This is a genomic window from Flavobacterium sp. HJ-32-4 (assembly GCF_022532105.1).
GTDB lineage: Bacteria > Bacteroidota > Bacteroidia > Flavobacteriales > Flavobacteriaceae > Flavobacterium.
The window spans coordinates 139,938-161,303 of the sequence record NZ_CP092832.1; the positions used below are offsets into that span (position 1 = coordinate 139,938).

Sequence of the window (21,366 nt, forward strand, 5' to 3'; positions counted from 1 at the left end):
TTTTGAGGACGATCTTCTGCTGTTGGCTGACAATCATCCGTGACTAAATCTCCTGCAATATCGGATAAAAATCAGCGGTTAGCAAGGCCCGCTTTTACGATCCTGAACCTATACCGAAACAATCGTATTTACTATGCTTTTTTCAGGATAATCTTCTCTTTCTCTTTGTCGATCATACTTTGGAAAAACGTCTTCAGGATACCATAATGATCCGCGACGACAAAAGGTTTACTCATCGTCGTGGTCACCATAATCTGGAGTTTAGTTCCCTGTGCGGAGACCACAAACTTGAAAACTCCCAGTTCTTCATCCGCGACCATGCTTACATTGGACGGCACACTTTCCACCACATACCCTTCCGGCAGGTTCACACTCAGAATCATACGCTTCTCGAATGGAAATCCAAAATTAACGGGATAGGAACGGGTTTCGGATTTAAATGGACTCTCGTCCATGGTTAGGAAAAACAGGGGAGACACATAGAGTTTATCGCCAATTTTTTCGGCGGCGGCTGTCTTACGGAAATCGTATCCTTCAGACGCCGGTTTGGAAAGTTCTGCCGCGTCTGATGCGTAATTACTGATTTCGATACCATTCATTTCCTTTTCAAGACGTTCGAGATACCTGTCCTCTTTTTCATTCTTCCGGTCTTCGCGAAAACGGCGCGCCCATTGTTCGGTCATCGTATGACGCAGCTGTCCCTGCAACGCACCATCAGTCGACAGGGATGCAGTCATCGAAACATTATCCCTCGAAAAGGTCGAAGGGATGACATCAATTATCTCATACGCACCATCATCCTTCAGCCGATAGCCTTGCCAGTTCAAGGTCCTAAAAGGCAATACGCCGGGCGACGAGAACTCATCGGAAGCATCCAGCAATGTAAAGGTTTCTCCTTCCTTTACACTGGCCAAAACGTAGTCGAACGTACCGCGACTGGGGAAAAACGCTACTCCATTATCCCTTGTGCTGATCAACACCGGCGCCGCGTCTAACCCTGCATGCCGCAGCATGGCCGTAAGTATCAGGTTAATTTCCGAAATGTTACCGATTTTGTCTTTATAGGCTTTTTTGACGCCGTTATCGCAGAATATACCCGTCTCTTCGTTCCACTTTATCTTCCCTTTGACAAAGGCCAGGATGGCCTCTATCTTGTCTTTCGGGGTCAGCCGGTTGGCGAGGACGGGGGCCAGTTCTTCTTCAAAGTAGCCTTTTTTCTTAAGTTCACCGCCAAAGTCTTCGTGCTTCGCGATGGACCTCAGGAGCGACCCCCATGTAAGGCGGTACTTATCCGTCGTATATCCCGGGAAGTTGACATCTGACATTTCATACTGTACACTGGAGGCGTAATTGTCAATATTGTCTACATACTGTTCCTCCAACAGTGCCGGCACATCTCTTAGCATAAAAACGACTTTGTCGTAAGGTTCGGCAAAGCGGGTGATGGTTTCCCGGGTAGTTTCCGGGGCGATAAACCCTTTGAAATTGGGTGAATATATCAGTTCGCGAGGCGTCACCAGTGTGAACTGCGAGAAATTAACCGGAATCTCATCCTGGAAACTCCAGCTAGGTATTGAAACAAACTCCGACGTCGTATATACGTATTCATACTCGATAATAGAGCCCTCGCGTACCGCGGGAAAGGTGAATTTTTTTCGGCTCACATACTTGCTCACTTTTTCGATGAGTTCGTTCTCTTTTTTGAGTTTGGTCTTGACAATCTGTCCGTTTTCCAGATTATAGGTCACCGCGTCGCTCACTCGTACGGATTCTCCCACATAAAAAGGTACGGAAACATCCGCCTGGTCGTAACCTTCTTTTTTATAGATTTTTATGCGTTTCTGGACGGTATACGTCAATTCGAGCCCATTATTATAGTCGACCGAAGCATGGCCTTTTGCAAACAATACTTCCGCAGCGGCATTGGGTTCCTTGGCGCTGCTTGTGGACTTGAGTTCTTCGATTGTTACCTTACCCAACTCAAAGTTTTGAGCGGAAAGGAAATAGCTCGTGAAAAACAGAAAAAAAAGAAAACGCTTCATACTACGACTTTTTACTCATTACTATTTTGACGGCATCGTATTGGGCGACCTGCTCGCGAAACAACCGATACGCTTCGTATTCACTGCGATCATAAACACCTTCGTTCAAAGAGAACCGCCTTTGGTATACCAATGTCCCATTGGCCCCCTTGCTCACCTTGGCATGGTAGGCCCCGAACTTCCCTACCAATTCATACGGTTCGGGCAGGGTTTCTATTGTATAGCCCTCAGGAATAGCGATGGTGAACTCGTCTTCATCCTGGTATCCCCTGGTAATCTCAAATGGAAGGACGCGGCTCCGATAGCGGCGTAACCCTGTTTCTTTCTGGTCAAATGCATTCACCGGGAATAGAAAAGCGCCCCCTGAAGACGTGGCATAGTACGGTACGGTCAGGGATATATCTTCATTAAAAACCACGCTGTCCGGATCATTTGTGTGTTTGATTTCGTCGAGGTGGACGCCATTCAACTTACTAAAACGCTCCTTGTAGAAGCGTTCCTGTTCTAACTTGGGTAGTGTCGCTACCTGATAGATCTGATCGTACATAAGTCCGGTTGACGTAACCCGTAACGTCCCTTTCAAATTACCTTCTGCGTCAAGGCTATATTGTGCTTGGGTTTTGGATTTGTTGTCCTCGACTTTGTAACGACGGGTTCTTACGAGTTCGCCGCCCTCTGGTTTTACGATCAGTACCGTCCGGTCATCGGTAAAACCGCCCTGGAATCCGAAGGGTATCGACTGGTTGGTGCATTCAAGCCATAACAACGTATCATTTGTGGGAAGCGCCAGTATAATGTGATTTCCCTGCACCGAAGCAAAGTCGTCCATGAGGCTGTACTTCGAAGCTGCGTCGGCGTGTACGATGGTATAGTACGATTCGATCCCGACTGCCTTCAGAAGTGCCCGCGTGTAATTCGATAATGCCTTACAATCCCCATATCCCAATCGATCTACGTCTTTTGCGGCAACCGGTTTGAAACCACCCAGACCAACGGCGATATTGACATACCTTGTGTGATCCTGGACGTAGCGGTAAATTTTTCGGGCGATGACCAAAGGATCGGTCTCGTTGGCGACGAGGGCTTTCGTCCGGGCTACGGTTTCGGGTGTCAACACGTCCGAACCTTCCAACATAGTGGTATACATAAACCTGCCGAAATCGTGCCAATCGCCGGCCTCTCCGTCAACCCCTTCCAAACTGAACTTTTTCACTTTAGAATGCACGGTCGGAGCAAATATGTCAAATTCGGGTGCTGCATCCTCATAGCGGATCGCCTTCAAATTCGAAGCGGTATATAGGCTTTCGCCCGTCTTAGCGTGTTTCGTAATAAGGTAGGAGGGTCCAAAATTGACTTCTTTTTGCTCAAACCCCAGTTGTGTGTCATACACTACCCGAAAAGAGGCTTGTTCGGTGCTAACCATATACGCTTTCAACGGACTCCATTCCGGAATAACGGCAGTATTGGATGTCGTAACGTCCGATTCAAACTCCATCGTAAACGGATAAGACGCCGGTGTAAAAGGAAGATACATAACACGGTCATCTGTATAAAGGGAAAAACCGTCGGCTCTGCTGTGGTCCCGGAAGTCCTTTTTTCTATATGATTTGACTTCCTTGCCCTCACTGTCGTACAGTGTTGCTTCTATTGACGTAATGTGATACGATTTCGAGTAGGCCTCAACCGGAAGTCCAAATCGAAGTCCCTCCTCATTTAAAACCGTTACCACCCACCGCCTGTGAATCGTCATGCTCCGCTGTGATGACACCATAATGTCCCACCCTTCGTAGCGAATGACGGCATTGGCGTTGTCTTTCAACTCCGCTGGCAGTGAAGCGACATCTTTTTTGATTTCCTGGGCCTGGCAATAACCTACTGCAAGTAGGCAGAAAAGAAATAAGAATCGGTACATAAGGTCACTAGGAATACACTTTCGTAAGGCCTAAAGTAGGAAAAAAAGTATAACTACTCTTTATTTTTTGTATCCATCACAATCGTAACGGGCCCATCGTTTAAAAGGCGTACTTTCATATCGGCTCCGAAAATACCCGTAAAGACCTCACAACCCGATTGTTTCCTGACTTCCGAAACAAACGACTCATACAGCGGGATAGCCGTTTCCGGTCGGGCGGCCCGTATATAGGAAGGGCGATTCCCTTTCTTGGTCTGGGCGTGGAGGGTAAACTGGCTTACCACGATAATAGCGCCCGCAACGTCAATTACCGAGCGGTTCATGACGCCATTGTCGTCATTGAATATGCGAAGTTGCGCGATTTTTGCGGCCAACCATGTGACATCTTCCTGTTGGTCAGCTTCTTCAACGCCGAGCAGCACCAACAATCCGGTGCCGATGTTGGCTACTACTGTACCTTCTACGGTGACAGATGCTTCCGAAACCCGCTGTATAACGCTTCTCATTTAGTCGCCTTCCTGTTCCTGCTCTTTAGTGCGGTACGTTTCTTCATCGCCGTCCAGCAATTGTGTGTAACTTTTATAGCGCGACCAGGCAACCTCATCGCGTTCGAGTGCTCCCTTTACGGCGCAACCCGGTTCTTCGCGGTGGAGGCAGTTGTTGAAGCGACATGCTTCCTTGAGGCGGAAAAACTCGGGAAAGTAGTCGCCGATTTCGTCTTTTTCCATATCCACGATGCCGAATCCGCGGATGCCGGGCGTATCGATAATTCGGGCGCCAAACCCAAGATCGAACATCTCAGCAAAGGTGGTGGTATGTTGACCCTGTGCATGCTGCTCCGACAACTCCTTGGTGCGGAGGTTGAGTCCGGGTTCGAGCGCATTCACCAACGTTGACTTGCCCACTCCGGAGTGCCCCGAGAACATGCTCGTTTTGCCCGTCATTTTCTCTTTGAGCCCGTCGATTCCGGCACCCGTTGTAGCAGAAACGCGTAAACACGTATACCCAATCTGCGAATAGATGTATTGCAGGAACAACTTTTCGTCGAGGGCGTCTCCGTCGAGGGTATCGATTTTATTGAAAACCAGCACGGCTTCGATTCCGTAGGCTTCCGCTGTAACCAGAAACCGGTCGATAAAACTAGTCGTGGTAACCGGATTGTCGATCGTGACCAACAAAAACAAGGTATCGACGTTACAGGCAATGATGTGTACTTGTTTGGAAAGATTTACCGACTTACGAACGATATAGTTATCCCGGTCGTGAATGTGATAAATCACGCCCCGCACCACGTCGCCGGCGTCTTCCCACTCAAAATCGACGCGGTCGCCCACTGCAACTGGGTTGGTACTTTTGATTCCTTTGATGCGGAACTTGCCTTTTATACGGCATTCATGGAACTGACCGTCATCGGTTTTGACTACATACCAGCTTCCGGTAGACTTATAAACAGTTCCTGTCATGCCGCAAAGGTACGACTTCGCTTATTTCAAACAATAAAAAAAGGGCTACCAGACGGCAACCCTTTTGCTTTGATAATGCGTTTCTTAGTAACGATACGCGACACCTGTCTTGATGTTCTGCGAACCACCCAGCGAGTTGGAGCTGGCACCTACTGTCGCCTTATCCGCTGTAAGAAGCACAAACGGACAGCCCAGTTTGGCAGCGTCCATTTTCAGTTTTTTAGCGGCTTTCTTGTCGCCGGTATTTCCTGTCTGGAAGTTGATTAGACCTGTCTTACCGCGTACTTCGCCTTGCTTTTTCAATCCGGCGATATAGGCTTTATCTTCAAGGATTACAACCTTCTCCCAGTCGTCTTCGCCTTTCACGACAATTTTGTCGGTAACTTGCTCTACACGTCCGCTTTTTCCATAAACGATTTTTTCGATGGCATACTTACTTACGACGTTTTCGGCGTCTTCTCCATCATAAATAAACGTGATGGTGTACTCCTCCAGACGCACTACTTTTCCTTTAAGAACCGAACCGTCATGTTTGTACACCTGATCAGCCTGTGCAGACACCATGCCTGCCACAAGCAGCAACATCGCTGCAAATAGTTTTCTCATTTTTTATTTTGTTTTGTATTAAGATGTGCAAATCTATCAAAATTCCCCATGCTCAGCACTTATTTTGGAGAATTGATGATTTTTTCCTGATGGGCAATACTCTCATCGTGGATGGCGCGGAAGATGGTCAGGATAAAGTCGCTGCCCAAACCATGCAACGCTCCATCGGTTGTCATGCGTTCCAGCACTTCCATCCAGCGTTTGTTCTGGAGTACGGCTACGTTTCGGGATTTCTTCAGCGCACCGATTTCCTCGGCTATTTTCATACGATGTCCGAGTATCTGTAGCAACTCGCTGTCGGCCCGGTCAATCCGTTCCCGAAGTAAATCCATCGTTTGGTTGAAGTGATCGTCATCGGTTGAGACTTCCTTCACCTTAAGGTTTTTCAGTATTTCCTTTAGCACCGATGGTGTCACTTGTTGGGCCGCGTCACTCCACGCATGTTCCGGATCGATATGCGTCTCGATCATAAGCCCGTCGTAATTCAGGTCGAGCATCTGCTGCGATACTTCGGCAATCAGGGCCCGTCGACCGGTAATGTGGGAAGGATCACCTATGAGGGGAAGATCCGGAAAACGGTTTTGCAATTCAATTGGAATCTGCCATTCGGGGCTATTTCGGTATTTGACCTTCTGGTAGGTGGAAAAACCGCGGTGCACGACGCCTAACTTACGGATACCCGCGTGATACAGGCGCTCGACACCGCCCAGCCAAAGGGCCAGATCGGGGTTTACCGGATTCTTTACAAGTACGATGCGGTCCGTATCCCGAAGCGCGTCGGCAATTTCCTGCACGGCGAAGGGGTTTACGGTGGTGCGGGCGCCAATCCACAACACATCGATATCGTGATCGAGTGCGAGTTTCACGTGGTGCGCGTTCGCCACTTCGGTTGCCATGAGTAATCCGGTTTCCTGTTTGGCTTTCTGCAGCCATTTCAGTCCGATTTGCCCTACTCCCTCAAAACCACCGGGCCGGGTGCGGGGTTTCCAGATACCGGCGCGGTAGATACTGACGTCGGATTCACGTAGTTCCTCCGCGATCTGCATGACCTGCGTTTCCGTTTCAGCGCTACACGGACCGGCGATCACCAAGGGGTGTTCCAATTTGAAAGCGTCAAGCCAATGGCGGAAGGTAGGATTGTTTTCCATCACAAAAAAAGAGTTGCAAACCGTTGGGATATATCCATAAAAAATCCCGATTTACACCGGGACTGATCATCTGAATTAACAATTAACCGTGCGGCGGCTATTTCCTTCGTCCATCTTCTTACTATATAAAGCCTTCGCACCACGCTAAGATACGAACTTTTACGAAGGCCGTCAAGCGGAAAACGGAAAAAGTCAGTTCGCGCGCTCGAGATAATAGAATATAATTGTGGAAGTACCATCAGCAGCCGGGATTTCCTCCCGAAGCCAGAGCTCGTTTGCGTTATAATTGTCGACGGTGAAGGTACCGTCGAGGTAGGCTGCCGGATCCAGGTCGAGTACCTGAATCGTCTTTCCCTGGCGGCTCCAGTGTCCGGACTCGGAGACGAACGGTTCGCAGTCACTGCCATAGAGCGTGGTGCCATAGGTTCCATCCGCGCCAAAAACATATAAATCGTTGGCAGAACTGCAGTCTTCGTTATAGGCCGCGTATGTACCATTGACCTTTTTCCCGGCCATATGCCAGGTTCCGATGATATTTGTGGCATCCACCCCTGCTTTTTCATCGGAACACGACACTGCTGCCAATGCCGCTAAAAATAATAATCGTCTCATTTCGTTTTGTTTCGGGGCGCTAAGATAATCATACTGACGAAAACCACCTATATTTCATACTTTTGCCCATACGGCTACGACCACAATAACCCACTATGTCTATTACGGTTCAAAATATCACCAAGCAGTACGGCGCCCAAAAAGCGCTGGACGATGTATCCTTCGAAGTGCGAAAAGGCGAGATTGTAGGTTTCCTCGGCCCGAATGGCGCGGGGAAGTCGACGTTGATGAAAATCCTCACGACGTATCTCGATGCCGACACGGGCACGGCGACCGTCAACGGTTTCGACGTGGTGTCGGAAGCCCGCAATGCCCAGCGTTCTGTAGGGTACCTTCCCGAGCACAACCCTCTTTACACCGAGCTTTATATCCGCGAGTACCTGGCGTTCAATGCCGATGTATACGGCGTGCCGAAGTCGCGTATTGAGGAAGTGATCGCGCTCACCGGCCTCACGCCGGAGCGTCATAAGAAAATCGGACAGCTGTCAAAAGGCTATCGCCAGCGGGTGGGTCTTGCGAACGCCTTGCTGCACGATCCGGAGGTGTTGATTTTGGATGAGCCGACTACCGGACTCGACCCGAACCAATTGGTTGAAATCCGGAATGTGATACGCAACGCCGGGAAGAATAAGACCGTATTCCTGTCGACCCACATCATGCAGGAAGTGGAAGCGATTTGCGACCGCATCCTGATCATCGACAAAGGGCGCATCGTAAAAGACATCCAACTCGACCAAAAAGAACCGCAGCCCGAACAGTTTATTACCGTTGAGTTTGACCAACCAGTGGCGGAAGAAGCATTGGCTACTCTACCCTACCTTACCTCGTATCGAAACGAGAGCGGCAACCAGTGGGAACTGGTGTTTTCAACAGAGGAAGACATGCGCACAGCCGTGTTTGATTTTGCAACGACACAGGGCGTTCGTACGCTGCAATTAAACCGTAAGGAGCGTGATCTGGAAACCGTCTTCCGCGAAGCCACAAAAAAGAAGTGATATGGCCGAAACGAAAACCAAACCTACCGAGATCAAGGTCGCTGATTTTTTGAATGCCCTTGACAATGAACAGAAAAAGCAGGATGCCTTTCGCCTGGTCGAGATCCTGAAAGAGATCACCGGATGTGAGCCTTACATGTGGGGCGGCAGCATCGTAGGGTTCGGCAACTACCACTATAAGTACGACTCGGGCCATGAGGGCGACGCACCGGTTTTGGCATTCTCACCGCGGAAGGCGGAGTTTTCGCTTTACATCTATGCGCAGGGTTCAGAAAGTGAGGCGCTACTGGACAAGCTTGGAAAGTTCAAGATGGGCAAGGCATGTATCTACATGAAAAAACTGGCCGACCTTGACGAAGCGGTACTCCGCAACATTGCGGTCAACACGGTGCGGTTTATCTCCGAAAAGTACGAACGCACCGCGTAATCCCTAAAAAATTTCCTTGGCAATCGCCTTGATGTTCTCCGCTTTTCCCATCGAATAGTAGTGTAAGACTGGAATGCCCGCCTGCACCAATTCACGGCTTTGGGCGATACACCATTCAATCCCCACCTGTTTTACCGCGGCATCGTCCTTTGCCTTCACAACCGCCATGATGAGGTCGTCGGGAAGGTCAACCTTGAAGCGGTGTGGAATCAGGTTCAATTGCTTCTTGGTCGCGATAGGCTTCAGTCCGGGAATAATCGGTACCGTAATACCCTCGGCGCGGCATTTATCTACAAACTCAAAGAATTTCTGGTTGTCGAAGAACATCTGCGTGATGATGTAATGCGCCCCATTGGCGATTTTTTGCTTCAGGAAGTAAATGTCGCTGTCCAGACTCGGTGCCTCCATATGTTTTTCAGGGTAGCCCGCGACGCCGATACAGAAATCGGTTTGGTGGGTGTTCTGGAGGTCTTCATCAAGGTAAACCCCTTTATTGAGGTTGTCGATCTGGCTTACCAATTCGGATGCATAGGCATGACCTTCGCGTTCGGGCCGGAAATAAATCTCACTTTTGATGGCATCTCCGCGCAGGGCGACGACATTCTCGATTCCCAAAAAGTCAATGTCGATGAGAAAGTTCTCGGTGTCTTCCTTCGTAAACCCACCACAGAGGATGTGCGGAATGGCGTCGACGTGGTATTTGTTCTGGATGGCCGCACAGATACCCACGGTTCCGGGCCGCTTTTTCACGATTTTCTTTTGAAGCAAACCACTGGGTAGTTCCTTGAACTCGTATTCTTCACGGTGGTAGGTGACATCGATAAAAGGCGGGTTGAATTCCATCAATGGGTCGATGCTGTCAAAAATTGACTGGATGTTCTGCCCTTTCAATGGCGGTAATATTTCAAAAGAGAAAAGGGTCTTTTCGGCGTTTTGGATATGTTCGGTGACTTTCATGGATTAGGTCGTTGGTATTGGGTCGTTGGACATTAGGAGATTTTGACGGCATAAAATCGTATTAGACCGTTCAGTAAACGTTTGCAACTTTGGATGGTTTCAAAAACGTGCTGGAAGTGACTTTCGTCGATATACCGTCTGTCAAAGGAAAGATAACAATGCGTCTCAAGTTCGAATAGTGAACCCCTGGCGATATGCCAGAACCGCAGTGCATCCCGCAGGCTTTGTCTGCCGCAGCCCTCGGCTATATTGGCGGGTACAGATACAGCCGCGCGCCGCATCTGGTCGCATAACCCGAAGGACTCTTCTTTCGGGAAGACCATTAAAAGGTCGTAAATTTCGTTAGTAAGTTGTCGTGCTGATTGCCAAGCCTCGAATTTGGTATAGTCCATTCGCGATTTTTGATGCAATATGGATAAACCCGACGACTCGATAGTACGGTTTTCCCGCACTTTTGTACCAATGTCCAGCCACCTTTTACCAACTACCTCCATACTTACGCGATATTAGGACCTAACCATCTCAAAGCCTGTTCCGTCGAAATTCCGCGTCGGTTGGCGTAATCGGCAACCTGGTCGTGTTTGATTTTGCCGAGTCCGAAATACTTACTTTGCGGATGGGCAAAGTAGTAACCGGAGACGGAAGACGCCGGCCACATCGCCATGCTTTCCGTCAGGCGGACGCCAATCCGGTTTTCCACATCGAGCAATTGCCAGATCGTGGGCTTTTCGAGATGGTCCGGACAGGCCGGATAACCTGGTGCAGGCCGGATGCCCTGATAGGCTTCCGAAATCAGGTCTTGGTTTGTAAGCGATTCATCGGCGGCGTATCCCCAGATTTCTTTGCGGACGCGCTCGTGCAGGTATTCGGCAAACGCTTCTGCGAGACGGTCTCCGAGGGCTTTTACGAGAATGGAGTTGTAATCATCATGGTCGGCTTCGAACTCTTTGGCCTTCTCATCAACGCCAAAGCCCGTCGTGACGCAAAAACAACCGATATAGTCCGGCGTGCCTTCCGGCGCAACGAAATCGGCCAACGCCAGGTTGGGCGCACCGGCCGTCTTACGGGATTGCTGCCGCAGGGTCAGAAAACGGGCGCTTTCGTTTCCGTCTGCATCCCAAATGGCAATATCGTCGTCGTTGACCTGGTTGGCCGGAAAGATGCCTATGATGCCTTTTGCCGACAACCATTGCTCGTCGAGTATTTTTTGGAGCATGACTTTCGCATCCACAAAAAGCGCGGTAGCCTGCTCGCCCACAACCTCATCCGTTAAGATTGCCGGGTATTTCCCATACAATTCCCACGACTGGAAAAACGGCGTCCAGTCGATATAAGCGACCAGGTCCGACAAGGCTACTTCGATTTCCTTCACGCCGATGAAATTCGGGCGTACAGGGGCGAAATCGAGCGCTAACTTGTTTTTCCGGGCTTCCTCCAACGTCAGGAATTCCTTTTCCCGGCCGCGGCTCAGGTAGCCTTCCCGCAATTGGTCGTATTCGGTTCGCAGCGAGGCTACATAGGCTTCTTTGGTATCGGGTTGCAGCAAACTACTGGCGACCGTCACGGCGCGCGAAGCGTCGTTTACGTGCACGACCGCTCCACCGTACTCGGGTGCGATCTTCACGGCGGTGTGGGCACGCGAGGTGGTCGCGCCCCCTATCATGACCGGAATTTTAATGTTGAGGCGATCGAGTTCCCTGGCGAGGTACACCATCTCGTCGAGTGAAGGCGTGATGAGTCCGGACAACCCGATCACGTCAACACTTTCTCTCACTGCCGTCTCAATGATTTTTTCAGGCGGCACCATAACCCCCAAATCAATGATTTCGAAGTTATTACATGCTAAAACAACCGATACGATATTTTTACCGATATCGTGCACGTCGCCTTTCACGGTTGCCATCAGGATCCGTCCGGCGCCCCTTGTTTCTTCCGTGCCGGTTTTCTGGGCTTCTATAAACGGTAACAGATAGGCTACGGCCTTCTTCATCACCCGGGCCGATTTCACGACCTGGGGCAGAAACATCTTCCCGCTTCCGAAAAGGTCGCCCACCACATTCATGCCGTCCATCAGGTGCTGTTCGATCACTTCGATGGGTTTGGCGACCGAAAGCCGGGCTTCTTCGACATCAATTTCGATGAACTCATCAATACCCTTCACGAGCGAATGCGTGAGCCGTTCGCGTACCGTGCCGTTGCGCCATTCCTGGGTTTGTTTTTCGACTTGGGCGTTGTTTCCCCTTACCGTTTCGGCGTAGGCCAGCAGTCGTTCGGTAGCATCGTCACGACGGTCCAGCAGCACGTCTTCCACATACTCCAGCAGTTCTTTGTCGATTTCGTCATAGATTTCCAACATCTCCGGATTTACGATACCCATGGTCATGCCGTGGCGAATCGCGTGGTAGAGGAAGGCTGAGTGCATCGCTTCCCGCACACGGTCATTGCCGCGGAAGGAAAAGGATACGTTACTGACCCCGCCACTCACATGGGCGTAGGGCAGGTTCTTCCGTATCCATTGGGTGGCGCGGAAGAAGTCGAGGGCGTTGCGGCGGTGTTCGTCCATACCCGTCGCCACAGGGAAGATATTGGGGTCGAAGATGATATCTTCCGGCGGAAAACCAACGGTTCCGACCAAAAGGTCATACGATCGTTTGCAGATTTCGATGCGTCGTTCGAAGGTGTCGGCCTGGCCCGCTTCGTCGAAGGCCATCACGATCACCGCGGCGCCATATCGACGGATTTTGCGGGCGTGGTCGAGGAAAGCCGCTTCGCCTTCCTTCAGTGAAATCGAATTGACGACCCCTTTTCCCTGGATGACTTTCAGTCCGGCTTCGATGATTTCCCATTTCGAGCTGTCGATCATGACCGGCACCCGTGCGATATCCGGCTCGGCCGCAATCAGGTTAAGGAAACGGGTCATGGCCTGCACGCCATCGAGCATCCCCTCGTCCATATTGACATCAATGATCTGCGCGCCACCTTCTACCTGGGCCCGTGCGATGTCGAGTGCTTCCTCATAGTTCTCTTCCCGGATAAGACGCAGAAACTTACGGGATCCGGTGACATTGGTGCGTTCGCCTACGTTGACGAAGTTCGTTTCCGGCGTAACGATCAGCGGCTCGAGGCCGGATAGCGTCAGGTAACGCGGAAGCGCAGTAGTGGCACTGTCGGTGAAGTCGGAGGCGTTCGTAGGGCTGTAGGGCGTGTTCATGGCTTATATCGTTACGGCTTCGGGACGTTTTCTGGGTTCAAATTCAGCAGCCACCGAGGCAATCAGGCGAATGTGTTCGGGCGTCGTGCCGCAACAGCCGCCTATTATATTGACAAGATTTTCATTTAGGTATTCCCGAATCAATGCCTGCATTTCCTCAGGTGTCTGGTCATACTGCCCGAAAGCATTGGGCAATCCGGCGTTCGGATGCGCGGAAATGTTCAGTGACGTCCGGAGTCCGAGTCGCTTCAGGTACGGCTTGAGTTGGTCGGCTCCCAAAGCACAATTGAATCCGACGCTGAGCAGCGGAATATGTGAGATAGAGATGAGGAACGCTTCGACCGTCTGGCCTGAGAGCGTGCGACCCGACGCATCGGTGATGGTACCCGACACCATAACCGGAATATCGAGGTGACGCGCTTCCTTCACTTCTTCGATGGCGAAAAGAGCGGCTTTGGCGTTTAGGGTATCGAAAATCGTCTCAACGAGAAGCAGATCAACACCACCGTCGATAAGGGCTTCGACCTGTTCTTTGTAGGCGATGCGGAGTTCATCGAAGGTGACCGCGCGGAATCCGGGATCGTTGACATCGGGCGACATGCTTGCGGTGCGGTTGGTCGGACCTATCGATCCGGCAACAAAACGCGGCCGATCGGTGAACTCATCGGCCACGGCGCGTGCGATTCGGGCTGATTCATAGTTCAGTTCACACACGAGGCTTTCCAGATGGTAGTCGGCCATTCCGATGGTCGTGCCCGAAAACGTATTGGTTTCCACAATATCGGCGCCGGCCTCGAAATACGCCCGGTGCACCGATTTCACTGCTTCGGGTTGGGTGATCGAGAGCAAATCGTTGTTGCCTTTAAGGGGATGCGGGAAATCACGGAACCGCTCACCGCGAAAATCCGCCTCTTCGAATCGGTGGCGTTGCAACATCGTCCCCATGGCCCCGTCTAAGACGAGGATGCGTTTTTCTAATTCTTTTCGGATATCAGCCATCTTTCAATCAATAGTACCAATGAAATGTCCAGCACCACCGCGTCCCGTGTTTCGGGCGGGGCGTTCTGCTTGTAAAGGTTATCATGAAAGAGAGGGAATAATCCCGGGTTATCTTTCCCCATCAACGATTAGGGTAGAATGCAGCACCTTCTGCGGGAGCAGGGTTGCTAAGGCGTCACCGGGTCTAGTCCCTCGGCCTTTCGTGATAACAAACACTAAATATATGAACGCTGCAAAGGTCGGCAATGGGTTTGGATTTCGCAAACAAATCGTCGCAAACGATTGAGAAAGTAGACGGTGGTCAGTAGCCAGTAGTCTGTAGGGGTCGACCCGACCACAGACTACCAACCACTGACTACCAACTACTGACAACTGACTACTAACAACTTTTGCACTTCCGAACTTTTCCCCTATCTTTGCAACCGAAAATCCCGGGAGGAAAAATTTGCCTGATTGCAACCTCGCTAAAAAATGCTAAAGCAGTGATCCTCTTTAGCCCCGCGACGTCTTCACGAATCTCCTCCCGCCATAAAAAAATAACTATGGCCTATCTTTTTACGTCGGAATCTGTCAGTGAAGGACATCCCGACAAAGTTGCCGACCAGATTTCGGACGCGCTCATCGATCATTTCCTCGCCTTCGACCCCGAGTCGAAAGTAGCCTGCGAAACGCTTGTCACCACCGGACAGGTCATCCTGGCGGGCGAAGTGAAATCGAACACTTACCTTGACGTACAACAAATCGCACGTGATGTCATCCGTAAGATCGGATACACGAAAAGCGAATATATGTTCGAAGCCAACTCGTGTGGCATCCTGTCGGCCATCCACGAACAATCGGCGGATATCAACCAGGGCGTTGACCGTGCCAATAAAGAAGAGCAAGGCGCCGGCGACCAGGGCATGATGTTCGGATACGCCACCAATGAAACGGCCGACTATATGCCATTGGCGCTCAACCTATCGCACAAGTTGCTGCAGGAATTGGCAGAACTGCGTCGCGAGAACAAAGAGATTACCTACCTCCGCCCGGACGCCAAGTCACAGGTAACATTAGAATACGACGACAACAACAAACCGGTACGGATCGACGCGATCGTGATCTCTACCCAACACGACGACTTCGACCAGGAAGCCGCGATGTTGGCCAAGATCAAAAAAGATATTATCGAAATCCTCATTCCGCGCATCATCGCGAAGAATCCGGAATACGCACACTTGTTTAACGACGCCATCCACTACCACATCAATCCTACAGGGAAATTTGTGATTGGCGGGCCTCACGGCGATACCGGACTCACGGGCCGTAAGATCATCGTGGATACCTACGGTGGAAAAGGCGCACACGGAGGCGGGGCTTTCTCAGGAAAAGATCCGTCGAAAGTAGACCGTTCCGCTGCCTACGCTACCCGTCACATCGCGAAAAACCTCGTGGCTGCCGGTATAGCAGATGAAATCCTCGTGCAGGTTTCCTACGCAATCGGCGTAGCCAAACCGATGGGTATTTATATTAACACATACGGAACGGCAAAAGTCGGACTGAGTGACGGTGAAATCGCGAAGAAAGTAGAAGCGCTGTTTGATATGCGCCCGTACTTCATCGAGCAACGCCTGAAGCTGCGTAACCCGATTTATTCAGAAACGGCGGCATACGGTCACATGGGCCGCACACCGGAAACCGTCACTAAGAAATTCCGTTCGCCCGATGGTTCTGAGAAAGCCGTAACAGTCGAACTGTTTACATGGGAAAAACTCGACTATGTTGACGCTGTGAAAAGCGCTTTCGGACTCTAACAATTCCATCCCTACATAGAAAAAGCCCGTCATTTGAACGGGCTTTTTTATGTTTGGGCAGTTCCTTACAAATTGTACTTCATCGAGAAGATCAGGTAACGCGGCTGGACCCGGTATTGTTGGGTGCTTGTAATGAATTGGGAAAAACTGTCACTGTTGAGTGTCGTCGTATTCAAAAGGTTGGTGGCCGAGAATTTATACTCCCACTTGCTGTCTTTCTTCTGGTAAATCAGGCTGGCCGAAAGGAAGTCGTACTCGTTATCGACGGTATTATCCGCATCGTGGTAATGGTTGTATTGGTAGTCCGCGCTAAACGAAAAGGCATCCAGGAAATAGTAGTCCAATCGCACAAACGGACTCTCATTGGTAAACGTATTCTGGTCGTAGTAATTCATCGTCAGCGTATACCCCACTTCCAGGTTCGGGAACTTCCGGTAGTTGGTGGAGGCCGTCACCGTGTAATTCTGCGAGAAACTTTCCCGCGTGTCACGTTGGCCCACGAAGAGGTTGTTTGATTTATTCCAGTTAAGTCCGGCGCTGAGGGACGCTTTGTAATACCGGAGAAAGGAACGCCCATACATCCCATTCCCCGAAAGCGATTCATCCGCATAGAAAAGGTTCAACGGCCGGGAAAACTGGTTGATACCGTCGAAAATCGAATTCGATTTTACGCCATCAACGGTCTTGACATAAGAAAGGTTACCGAAGATGTTTTCCTGGTTGAACATGTTGAATTTGAAATACCGAAGCGAATGCGTCTGAACGGTCGAGCTTCCCAGGAACGGGTTGCCCGTAGAGAGGCTCCGGTAACTATTGAACAAGAGTCCGGTGATCAGCTGGTTGACATCCGTAAAGTTGTTGCTGATGGAAAAGTTATAGGTAAGCGTCTCCGACTTCTTGATTTGCCACAAAGCGTAAAAATCGGGCAACAGCCGCACGAAACTATTCGAGAAGTCGACGGTCGGCTGGATGTTGTGCATATCATAGTAATGTACGCTAAAACCCGGATTGAAGGTAAATTTCCCCGTCAGGATTTTATAATGGAAGGCGGCAAAGACATCTTCATACCGATAATCGACGTCGTTCAGTGCCGTTGACGGCGTGGCAGTCTGCGATCCGTTGTCGAGCACCTGGTAAAAACGCGAATCAAACGACTGGCGCGAATAGGTATTCCCGATCGTCACGTTGATGTTGCTTTTCGGTGTCGCCACGAAGTAGTAGTCGACCTTGGCATCGGCTTTATGGGTTTTCACAAAGCGATACTGATTGAGATCGTACCGTCCGGACGCTTCGTCTACGATGCCGAGGTTACCCGTCGGGAACGGATTGTTGCCTAGATTCGCCGTATAGAGCGGATCCTCCTCCTGATACAGGTGCTGGAATTCGAATGCAAAGATGTGGCGTTCGCTCTTCGTCCAGTAGGCACTCAGGTTCTGGTTGATCGAAAAGGGCTTCTGCTGTTTATCGGTCAGGATTTGCTGTCCGCTGCTGGTACCATCGGCGAGTCGGGTCGTTTGGAAGAGGTCTGTGACTTCCCCTTGGTCCGATCCTTTAATTAACGCATCGTAATCGAACTGGAAATTGGCGCTGGGTTTGTAATTCGCGCTCAACTTCGCCATGGCCAACCGGGTCTCCTGAAGCGCCTTTTCCGTGGTTTCCTGGGTGGTATTTGTTTGCAATACCGTGCTTCGTGAGGCGGTTTCGACCTCATTTGTAGAAGAGGAGAAAATACCGAATCCGCTTAGCGTCCAGGCCTTTGACGGACTCCAGCTCGCGTTCGCCGCCCCGAAACGGGTTTCGATTTCCTTCGCCCGGTTGTTCCGGAGGGTAAGCAAACCGATATCATTTGATGACACATTGAAATTGCTGTTGCTCTTTCGCATCATCGCCCGAAACCCGCCGGTAAACTTGAAGTAATCCTGCATGGTGAGCGGCAACTCGCCGATGTTATTGAAATTGGTGATCAGGTTGACGCTATACTCCGGGTTGTAGTAAAACACCTTGGGGTTGACGATATAGCGACTCTCCTTATGGCCCACACCCGATCCGGCCGTCATGTCGCCGAACCAGAAGTTCTTCTTCCCGTCTTTGAGTTTGATGTTCATCGCCACGCTTTCCTCGTTGTTTTCAACGGGCTTCAGTTGACTGATTTCGTTGTAATTCCGCAACACCTGTACTTTGTCAACCGCATCCGCAGGGATATTCTTGACCCCGAGTTTGGTGTCGCCGTCGAAGAAATCTTTCCCTTCGACCATCAGTTTACTCACCTTCTTCCCCTCCACTTCCACCTCGCCGTCGGCATTGACCTGCACGCCGGGGAGCTTTTTCAACACATCCTCAAGTTTTCGTTCAGTTCCGGTTTTAAATGAATCGGCGTTGTACACAATGGTATCCCCACTGATGGACACCGGCATTTCGTTGACGATCTCCACCCCTTCCAGTTCGATGCCACCCTCTTCCATGACGATTTCCTGCCGCATGTCAGAGCTGCCCGTGTTGATGGTCAGTTCTTTGGGTTTGAATCCGAGGAAACTCAACTTGACCGTGTAGGCCGTATTGGGTTTCAGGTTTAGGTAAAAGCGTCCTTTGTCGTTGGTGATGGCATAGGCATCCATGGCTTTGGTAGCCTGGTTGATGGCCATCACGTTGGCCATTTCAAGTGGTGCTTTTTTGTCGTCGGTGACGGTTCCGTCCAGACGAATGGTTTGCGACCGTGCGGTAAGTGCCGTCACGAGTGCCAGCAGGGCAAAAAGTGGCTTCATGGTAACCTTTCCCGGGATCAACGTCCCATTCGTATTTGCATCCGGTTATTGCCGCCAGGTCCCATACCCTGTTCCTTTAGTTCCTCCATCTTCTTGACCACAATGTCGTCGTATTCTTTCTGGCTGACGACCTTGCCGGAAGACGGCTCTTTGATGTCGGCTTTTTCCTTGACATTCAACACCACCTTCGAACACAGGATCACCGTTTTTCCATCCGATACCTCCAAAATCAAACCCGGAAGCCCCCAATAGTCGCCCGGGCCCTGGTTGATGGGGATATCCGGGGTGTACCACGCTGTGATCGTGATTTCTTTCTGCATTTCAAATTGATCAGTGAAGTTGGTCGACTTCTTTTCGTCTTTCTCCTCTTTCTTCTCCTCTGGCTTCCCCTTGAAACGGAAGTTCCGGAAATCGGCCGGAGAGGCAGGACGTACCGCCGTAGCTTTGTAGCAGGTGTATCCGCCTATTTGCCGTGTTTCCCCTTCGAGTTTCCACTCTAATTTCGGGAGTGAATCTTTTACGAGGAACTCTTTCCCCATGAACTCTTTATCAACGACGTAGCGTTTCTCTTTTACATTTTTATAATAGGTGCCGCCACCACCCATGAATGACATCATCATCCGGCGACCGCCCCCCATGCCGTCGCCGCCGGGAGTGTCGAGTTTTTCCTCTTCTTTATAAATCGAGGCACTGCGGTCAAAATTCAGGATGAAAGTCTTTTCGAACATCGCTTTCATCCGATCTTCGATCATCTTTCGCATTTCAGGCGTGATCTCGCGGTTGCCGCCCATGGCCGAATTGAAATCGGCGGTGCTGGTCTTTGATTCGTAAACAGCCATGCCCTGGAAGTCTTTCTGGGCGACAGCGGAAGCTGACACCAGAAAAAGGGCCATAAAATAGTGGAGGTGTTTCATTGGGAGGAATTTAATCTCGGCAAATATGACAAAAAGCGAAGGCGAATGTTACGAAAACTGTGTTAATTTATGGGGTCCTGTGTAAAAAAACACCCCTGTTGCCCAAGTGGTTTTTTGTACCTTCGGAACATGAAAAAGTGGTTGCTTTTACTTTGGATTTCAGCCGGATGGTGCCAGACACCTGCAAAAGACAGCGCTTCCATTCCCTTCGACGCCGATGTGTTCTGCGGGCGGGACGCGTCGGGTGCCCTATATGGCATCCTCGACAATACCTTTTTCCGGCAAACCGGCGCGGATCGGGTGGAATACCGAAACGTGTCGCTCGGCCATCTGCTGCGGGTCGACCTTCGAAACCCGTTACGGATGGTGCTGTTCTACAGCGACTTCAACACGGCGGTTTTGTTGGACAATCAATTGAACGAAATCCAGCGCATACCGTTTGCGGAGAAAGACCCGGCGTTGCTGGTGACCGCGTGTGGACTCGCCTCGCAAAACCGGATTTGGCTATACGACAGCCTGACGTTGCGACTGGGGCTTTACGACCTGAACTCGGGTAAAACAACCTTCATTACACAACCGATTCCACGACCCGTGACCTATGCCTCCGATTTCAACGACTTCTACTGGATCGACGAAAAAGGGATTTACTACACCTGCAATGTCTTCGGACGGATGGTGACGGTCGGACGGGTGGCCACCGGCGACGGCCTGCAACTGGAAAACGGTCGGATATGGCGCGTTGACGGCACCTCCATCCGGTTTTTTCCCGACGGTTCAGGCGTGGAAAAAACGGTATTGGACGCCGGAAAAAGCATTAAAAATTTCGCGGTCTCCGACGGAATTTTAAGTATTTTTACCGACCACGAAATTACGAACTACAAAATCCCATTACGCTGATGCACATCGCGATTGCCGGAAACATCGGTGCCGGAAAAACGACCCTGACCCGCCTTTTGGCCAAGCACTTCAACTGGGAACCGCATTATGAGGATGTGGTCGACAATCCGTATCTCGACGACTTTTACCACCAGATGGAACGTTGGTCGTTCAACCTGCAGATTTACTTCCTGAACAGTCGTTTCCGCCAGATTCTGCAGTTTCGTGAAAGTGGTAAGAAAATCATACAGGACCGTACTATTTACGAGGATGCGCACATTTTTGCGCCTAACCTCCACGCGATGGGGCTCATGACCAATCGCGACTTCCAGAACTACACCATGCTGTTCGAATTGATGGAAAGTCTGGTCAGTTCACCGGATATGTTGATTTATCTGCGCAGTTCGATTCCCAACCTGGTATCGCAGATCCATAAAAGAGGGCGGGATTACGAAAACTCGATCTCCATCGATTACCTCAGTCGCCTTAACGAACGCTATGAAGCCTGGATCCAGAAATACGACAAAGGCAAACTGCTGATCATCGACGTCGATAAAATTGACTTCGTCAACAACCCTGAAGACTTGGGGAATGTGATCAACCGGATTAATGCGGAGTTGAACGGGTTGTTTTAGTGGAGTAACTGAGT

Annotated in this window: 18 protein-coding genes and 1 riboswitch; of the genes, 5 read left to right on the forward strand and 13 right to left on the reverse strand. The window is 50.5% G+C overall.

What is annotated here, in order from left to right:
* Positions 1-131 precede the first annotated feature (131 nt).
* From MKO97_RS00485 to MKO97_RS00515, 7 genes are all read right to left on the reverse strand, one after another.
* The gene (locus MKO97_RS00485; protein WP_241104115.1) at positions 132-2,042 is read right to left on the reverse strand and encodes a DUF3857 domain-containing protein; all 1,911 of its coding nucleotides are present in this window, start codon (positions 2,040-2,042) and stop codon (positions 132-134) included.
* Position 2,043: 1 nt separating this feature from the next.
* A complete protein-coding gene (locus tag MKO97_RS00490) occupies positions 2,044-3,954 on the reverse strand; it encodes a DUF3857 and transglutaminase domain-containing protein (RefSeq protein WP_241104116.1) in 1,911 nt (636 codons plus the stop codon).
* Between the two features lie 53 nt (positions 3,955-4,007).
* Positions 4,008-4,460 (reverse strand): D-aminoacyl-tRNA deacylase, encoded by a 453-nt coding sequence (gene dtd / locus MKO97_RS00495; RefSeq protein WP_241104117.1) that lies wholly within the window; start codon positions 4,458-4,460, stop codon positions 4,008-4,010.
* Complete coding sequence (rsgA, locus tag MKO97_RS00500) at positions 4,461-5,417, reverse strand: ribosome small subunit-dependent GTPase A (protein WP_241104118.1); 957 nt, start codon at positions 5,415-5,417, stop codon at positions 4,461-4,463. It abuts the gene before it with no gap.
* 84 nt (positions 5,418-5,501) lie between these two features.
* Positions 5,502-6,023 (reverse strand): hypothetical protein, encoded by a 522-nt coding sequence (locus MKO97_RS00505; protein ID WP_241104119.1) that lies wholly within the window; start codon positions 6,021-6,023, stop codon positions 5,502-5,504.
* Positions 6,024-6,082: 59 nt separating this feature from the next.
* Complete coding sequence (locus MKO97_RS00510; protein ID WP_241104120.1) at positions 6,083-7,171, reverse strand: bifunctional 3-deoxy-7-phosphoheptulonate synthase/chorismate mutase type II; 1,089 nt, start codon at positions 7,169-7,171, stop codon at positions 6,083-6,085.
* A 192-nt stretch (positions 7,172-7,363) separates the two neighbouring features.
* Positions 7,364-7,783 (reverse strand): lipocalin family protein, encoded by a 420-nt coding sequence (locus MKO97_RS00515; RefSeq protein ID WP_241104121.1) that lies wholly within the window; start codon positions 7,781-7,783, stop codon positions 7,364-7,366.
* 95 nt (positions 7,784-7,878) lie between these two features.
* Between MKO97_RS00515 and gldA the strand changes: the two genes are divergently transcribed.
* Positions 7,879-8,778: a gliding motility-associated ABC transporter ATP-binding subunit GldA gene (gene gldA / locus MKO97_RS00520; protein WP_241104122.1), complete on the forward strand. Its 900-nt coding sequence runs from the start codon at positions 7,879-7,881 to the stop codon at positions 8,776-8,778.
* A 1-nt stretch (position 8,779) separates the two neighbouring features.
* A complete protein-coding gene (locus MKO97_RS00525; RefSeq protein WP_241104123.1) occupies positions 8,780-9,205 on the forward strand; it encodes a DUF1801 domain-containing protein in 426 nt (141 codons plus the stop codon).
* Positions 9,206-9,208: 3 nt separating this feature from the next.
* On the opposite strand, the gene metF is transcribed toward MKO97_RS00525, so the two are convergent.
* The 4 genes from metF to MKO97_RS00545 form a co-directional block, all read right to left on the reverse strand.
* Positions 9,209-10,162: a methylenetetrahydrofolate reductase [NAD(P)H] gene (gene metF / locus MKO97_RS00530; protein WP_241104124.1), complete on the reverse strand. Its 954-nt coding sequence runs from the start codon at positions 10,160-10,162 to the stop codon at positions 9,209-9,211.
* Positions 10,163-10,194: 32 nt separating this feature from the next.
* On the reverse strand, positions 10,195-10,554 hold the full coding sequence (locus MKO97_RS00535; RefSeq protein ID WP_241104125.1) for a four helix bundle protein: 360 nt from the start codon (positions 10,552-10,554) through the stop codon (positions 10,195-10,197).
* A 104-nt stretch (positions 10,555-10,658) separates the two neighbouring features.
* A complete protein-coding gene (gene metH / locus MKO97_RS00540; RefSeq protein WP_241104126.1) occupies positions 10,659-13,373 on the reverse strand; it encodes a methionine synthase in 2,715 nt (904 codons plus the stop codon).
* A gap of 3 nt (positions 13,374-13,376) precedes the next feature.
* Positions 13,377-14,372: a homocysteine S-methyltransferase family protein gene (locus MKO97_RS00545; protein WP_241104127.1), complete on the reverse strand. Its 996-nt coding sequence runs from the start codon at positions 14,370-14,372 to the stop codon at positions 13,377-13,379.
* Positions 14,373-14,477: 105 nt separating this feature from the next.
* A riboswitch (SAM riboswitch) is annotated at positions 14,478-14,584 on the reverse strand.
* A 330-nt stretch (positions 14,585-14,914) separates the two neighbouring features.
* Here MKO97_RS00545 and metK point away from each other — a divergent pair.
* Entirely contained in the window at positions 14,915-16,165 is a 1,251-nt protein-coding gene (gene metK, locus MKO97_RS00550; protein WP_241104128.1) for a methionine adenosyltransferase, read from the forward strand.
* 65 nt (positions 16,166-16,230) lie between these two features.
* On the opposite strand, the gene MKO97_RS00555 is transcribed toward metK, so the two are convergent.
* On the reverse strand, positions 16,231-18,927 hold the full coding sequence (locus MKO97_RS00555; protein WP_241104129.1) for a carboxypeptidase regulatory-like domain-containing protein: 2,697 nt from the start codon (positions 18,925-18,927) through the stop codon (positions 16,231-16,233).
* Positions 18,928-18,944: 17 nt separating this feature from the next.
* Entirely contained in the window at positions 18,945-19,841 is an 897-nt protein-coding gene (locus MKO97_RS00560) for a GLPGLI family protein (protein WP_241104130.1), read from the reverse strand.
* Positions 19,842-19,970: 129 nt separating this feature from the next.
* Between MKO97_RS00560 and MKO97_RS00565 the strand changes: the two genes are divergently transcribed.
* Positions 19,971-20,738, forward strand: a complete 768-nt coding sequence (locus MKO97_RS00565; RefSeq protein ID WP_241104131.1) for a hypothetical protein — start codon at positions 19,971-19,973, stop codon at positions 20,736-20,738.
* Positions 20,738-21,352, forward strand: coding sequence for a deoxynucleoside kinase (locus MKO97_RS00570; RefSeq protein ID WP_241104132.1), 615 nt, complete (start codon positions 20,738-20,740; stop codon positions 21,350-21,352). The genes MKO97_RS00565 and MKO97_RS00570 overlap by 1 nt, the downstream gene beginning before the upstream one ends.
* Positions 21,353-21,366 lie beyond the last annotated feature (14 nt).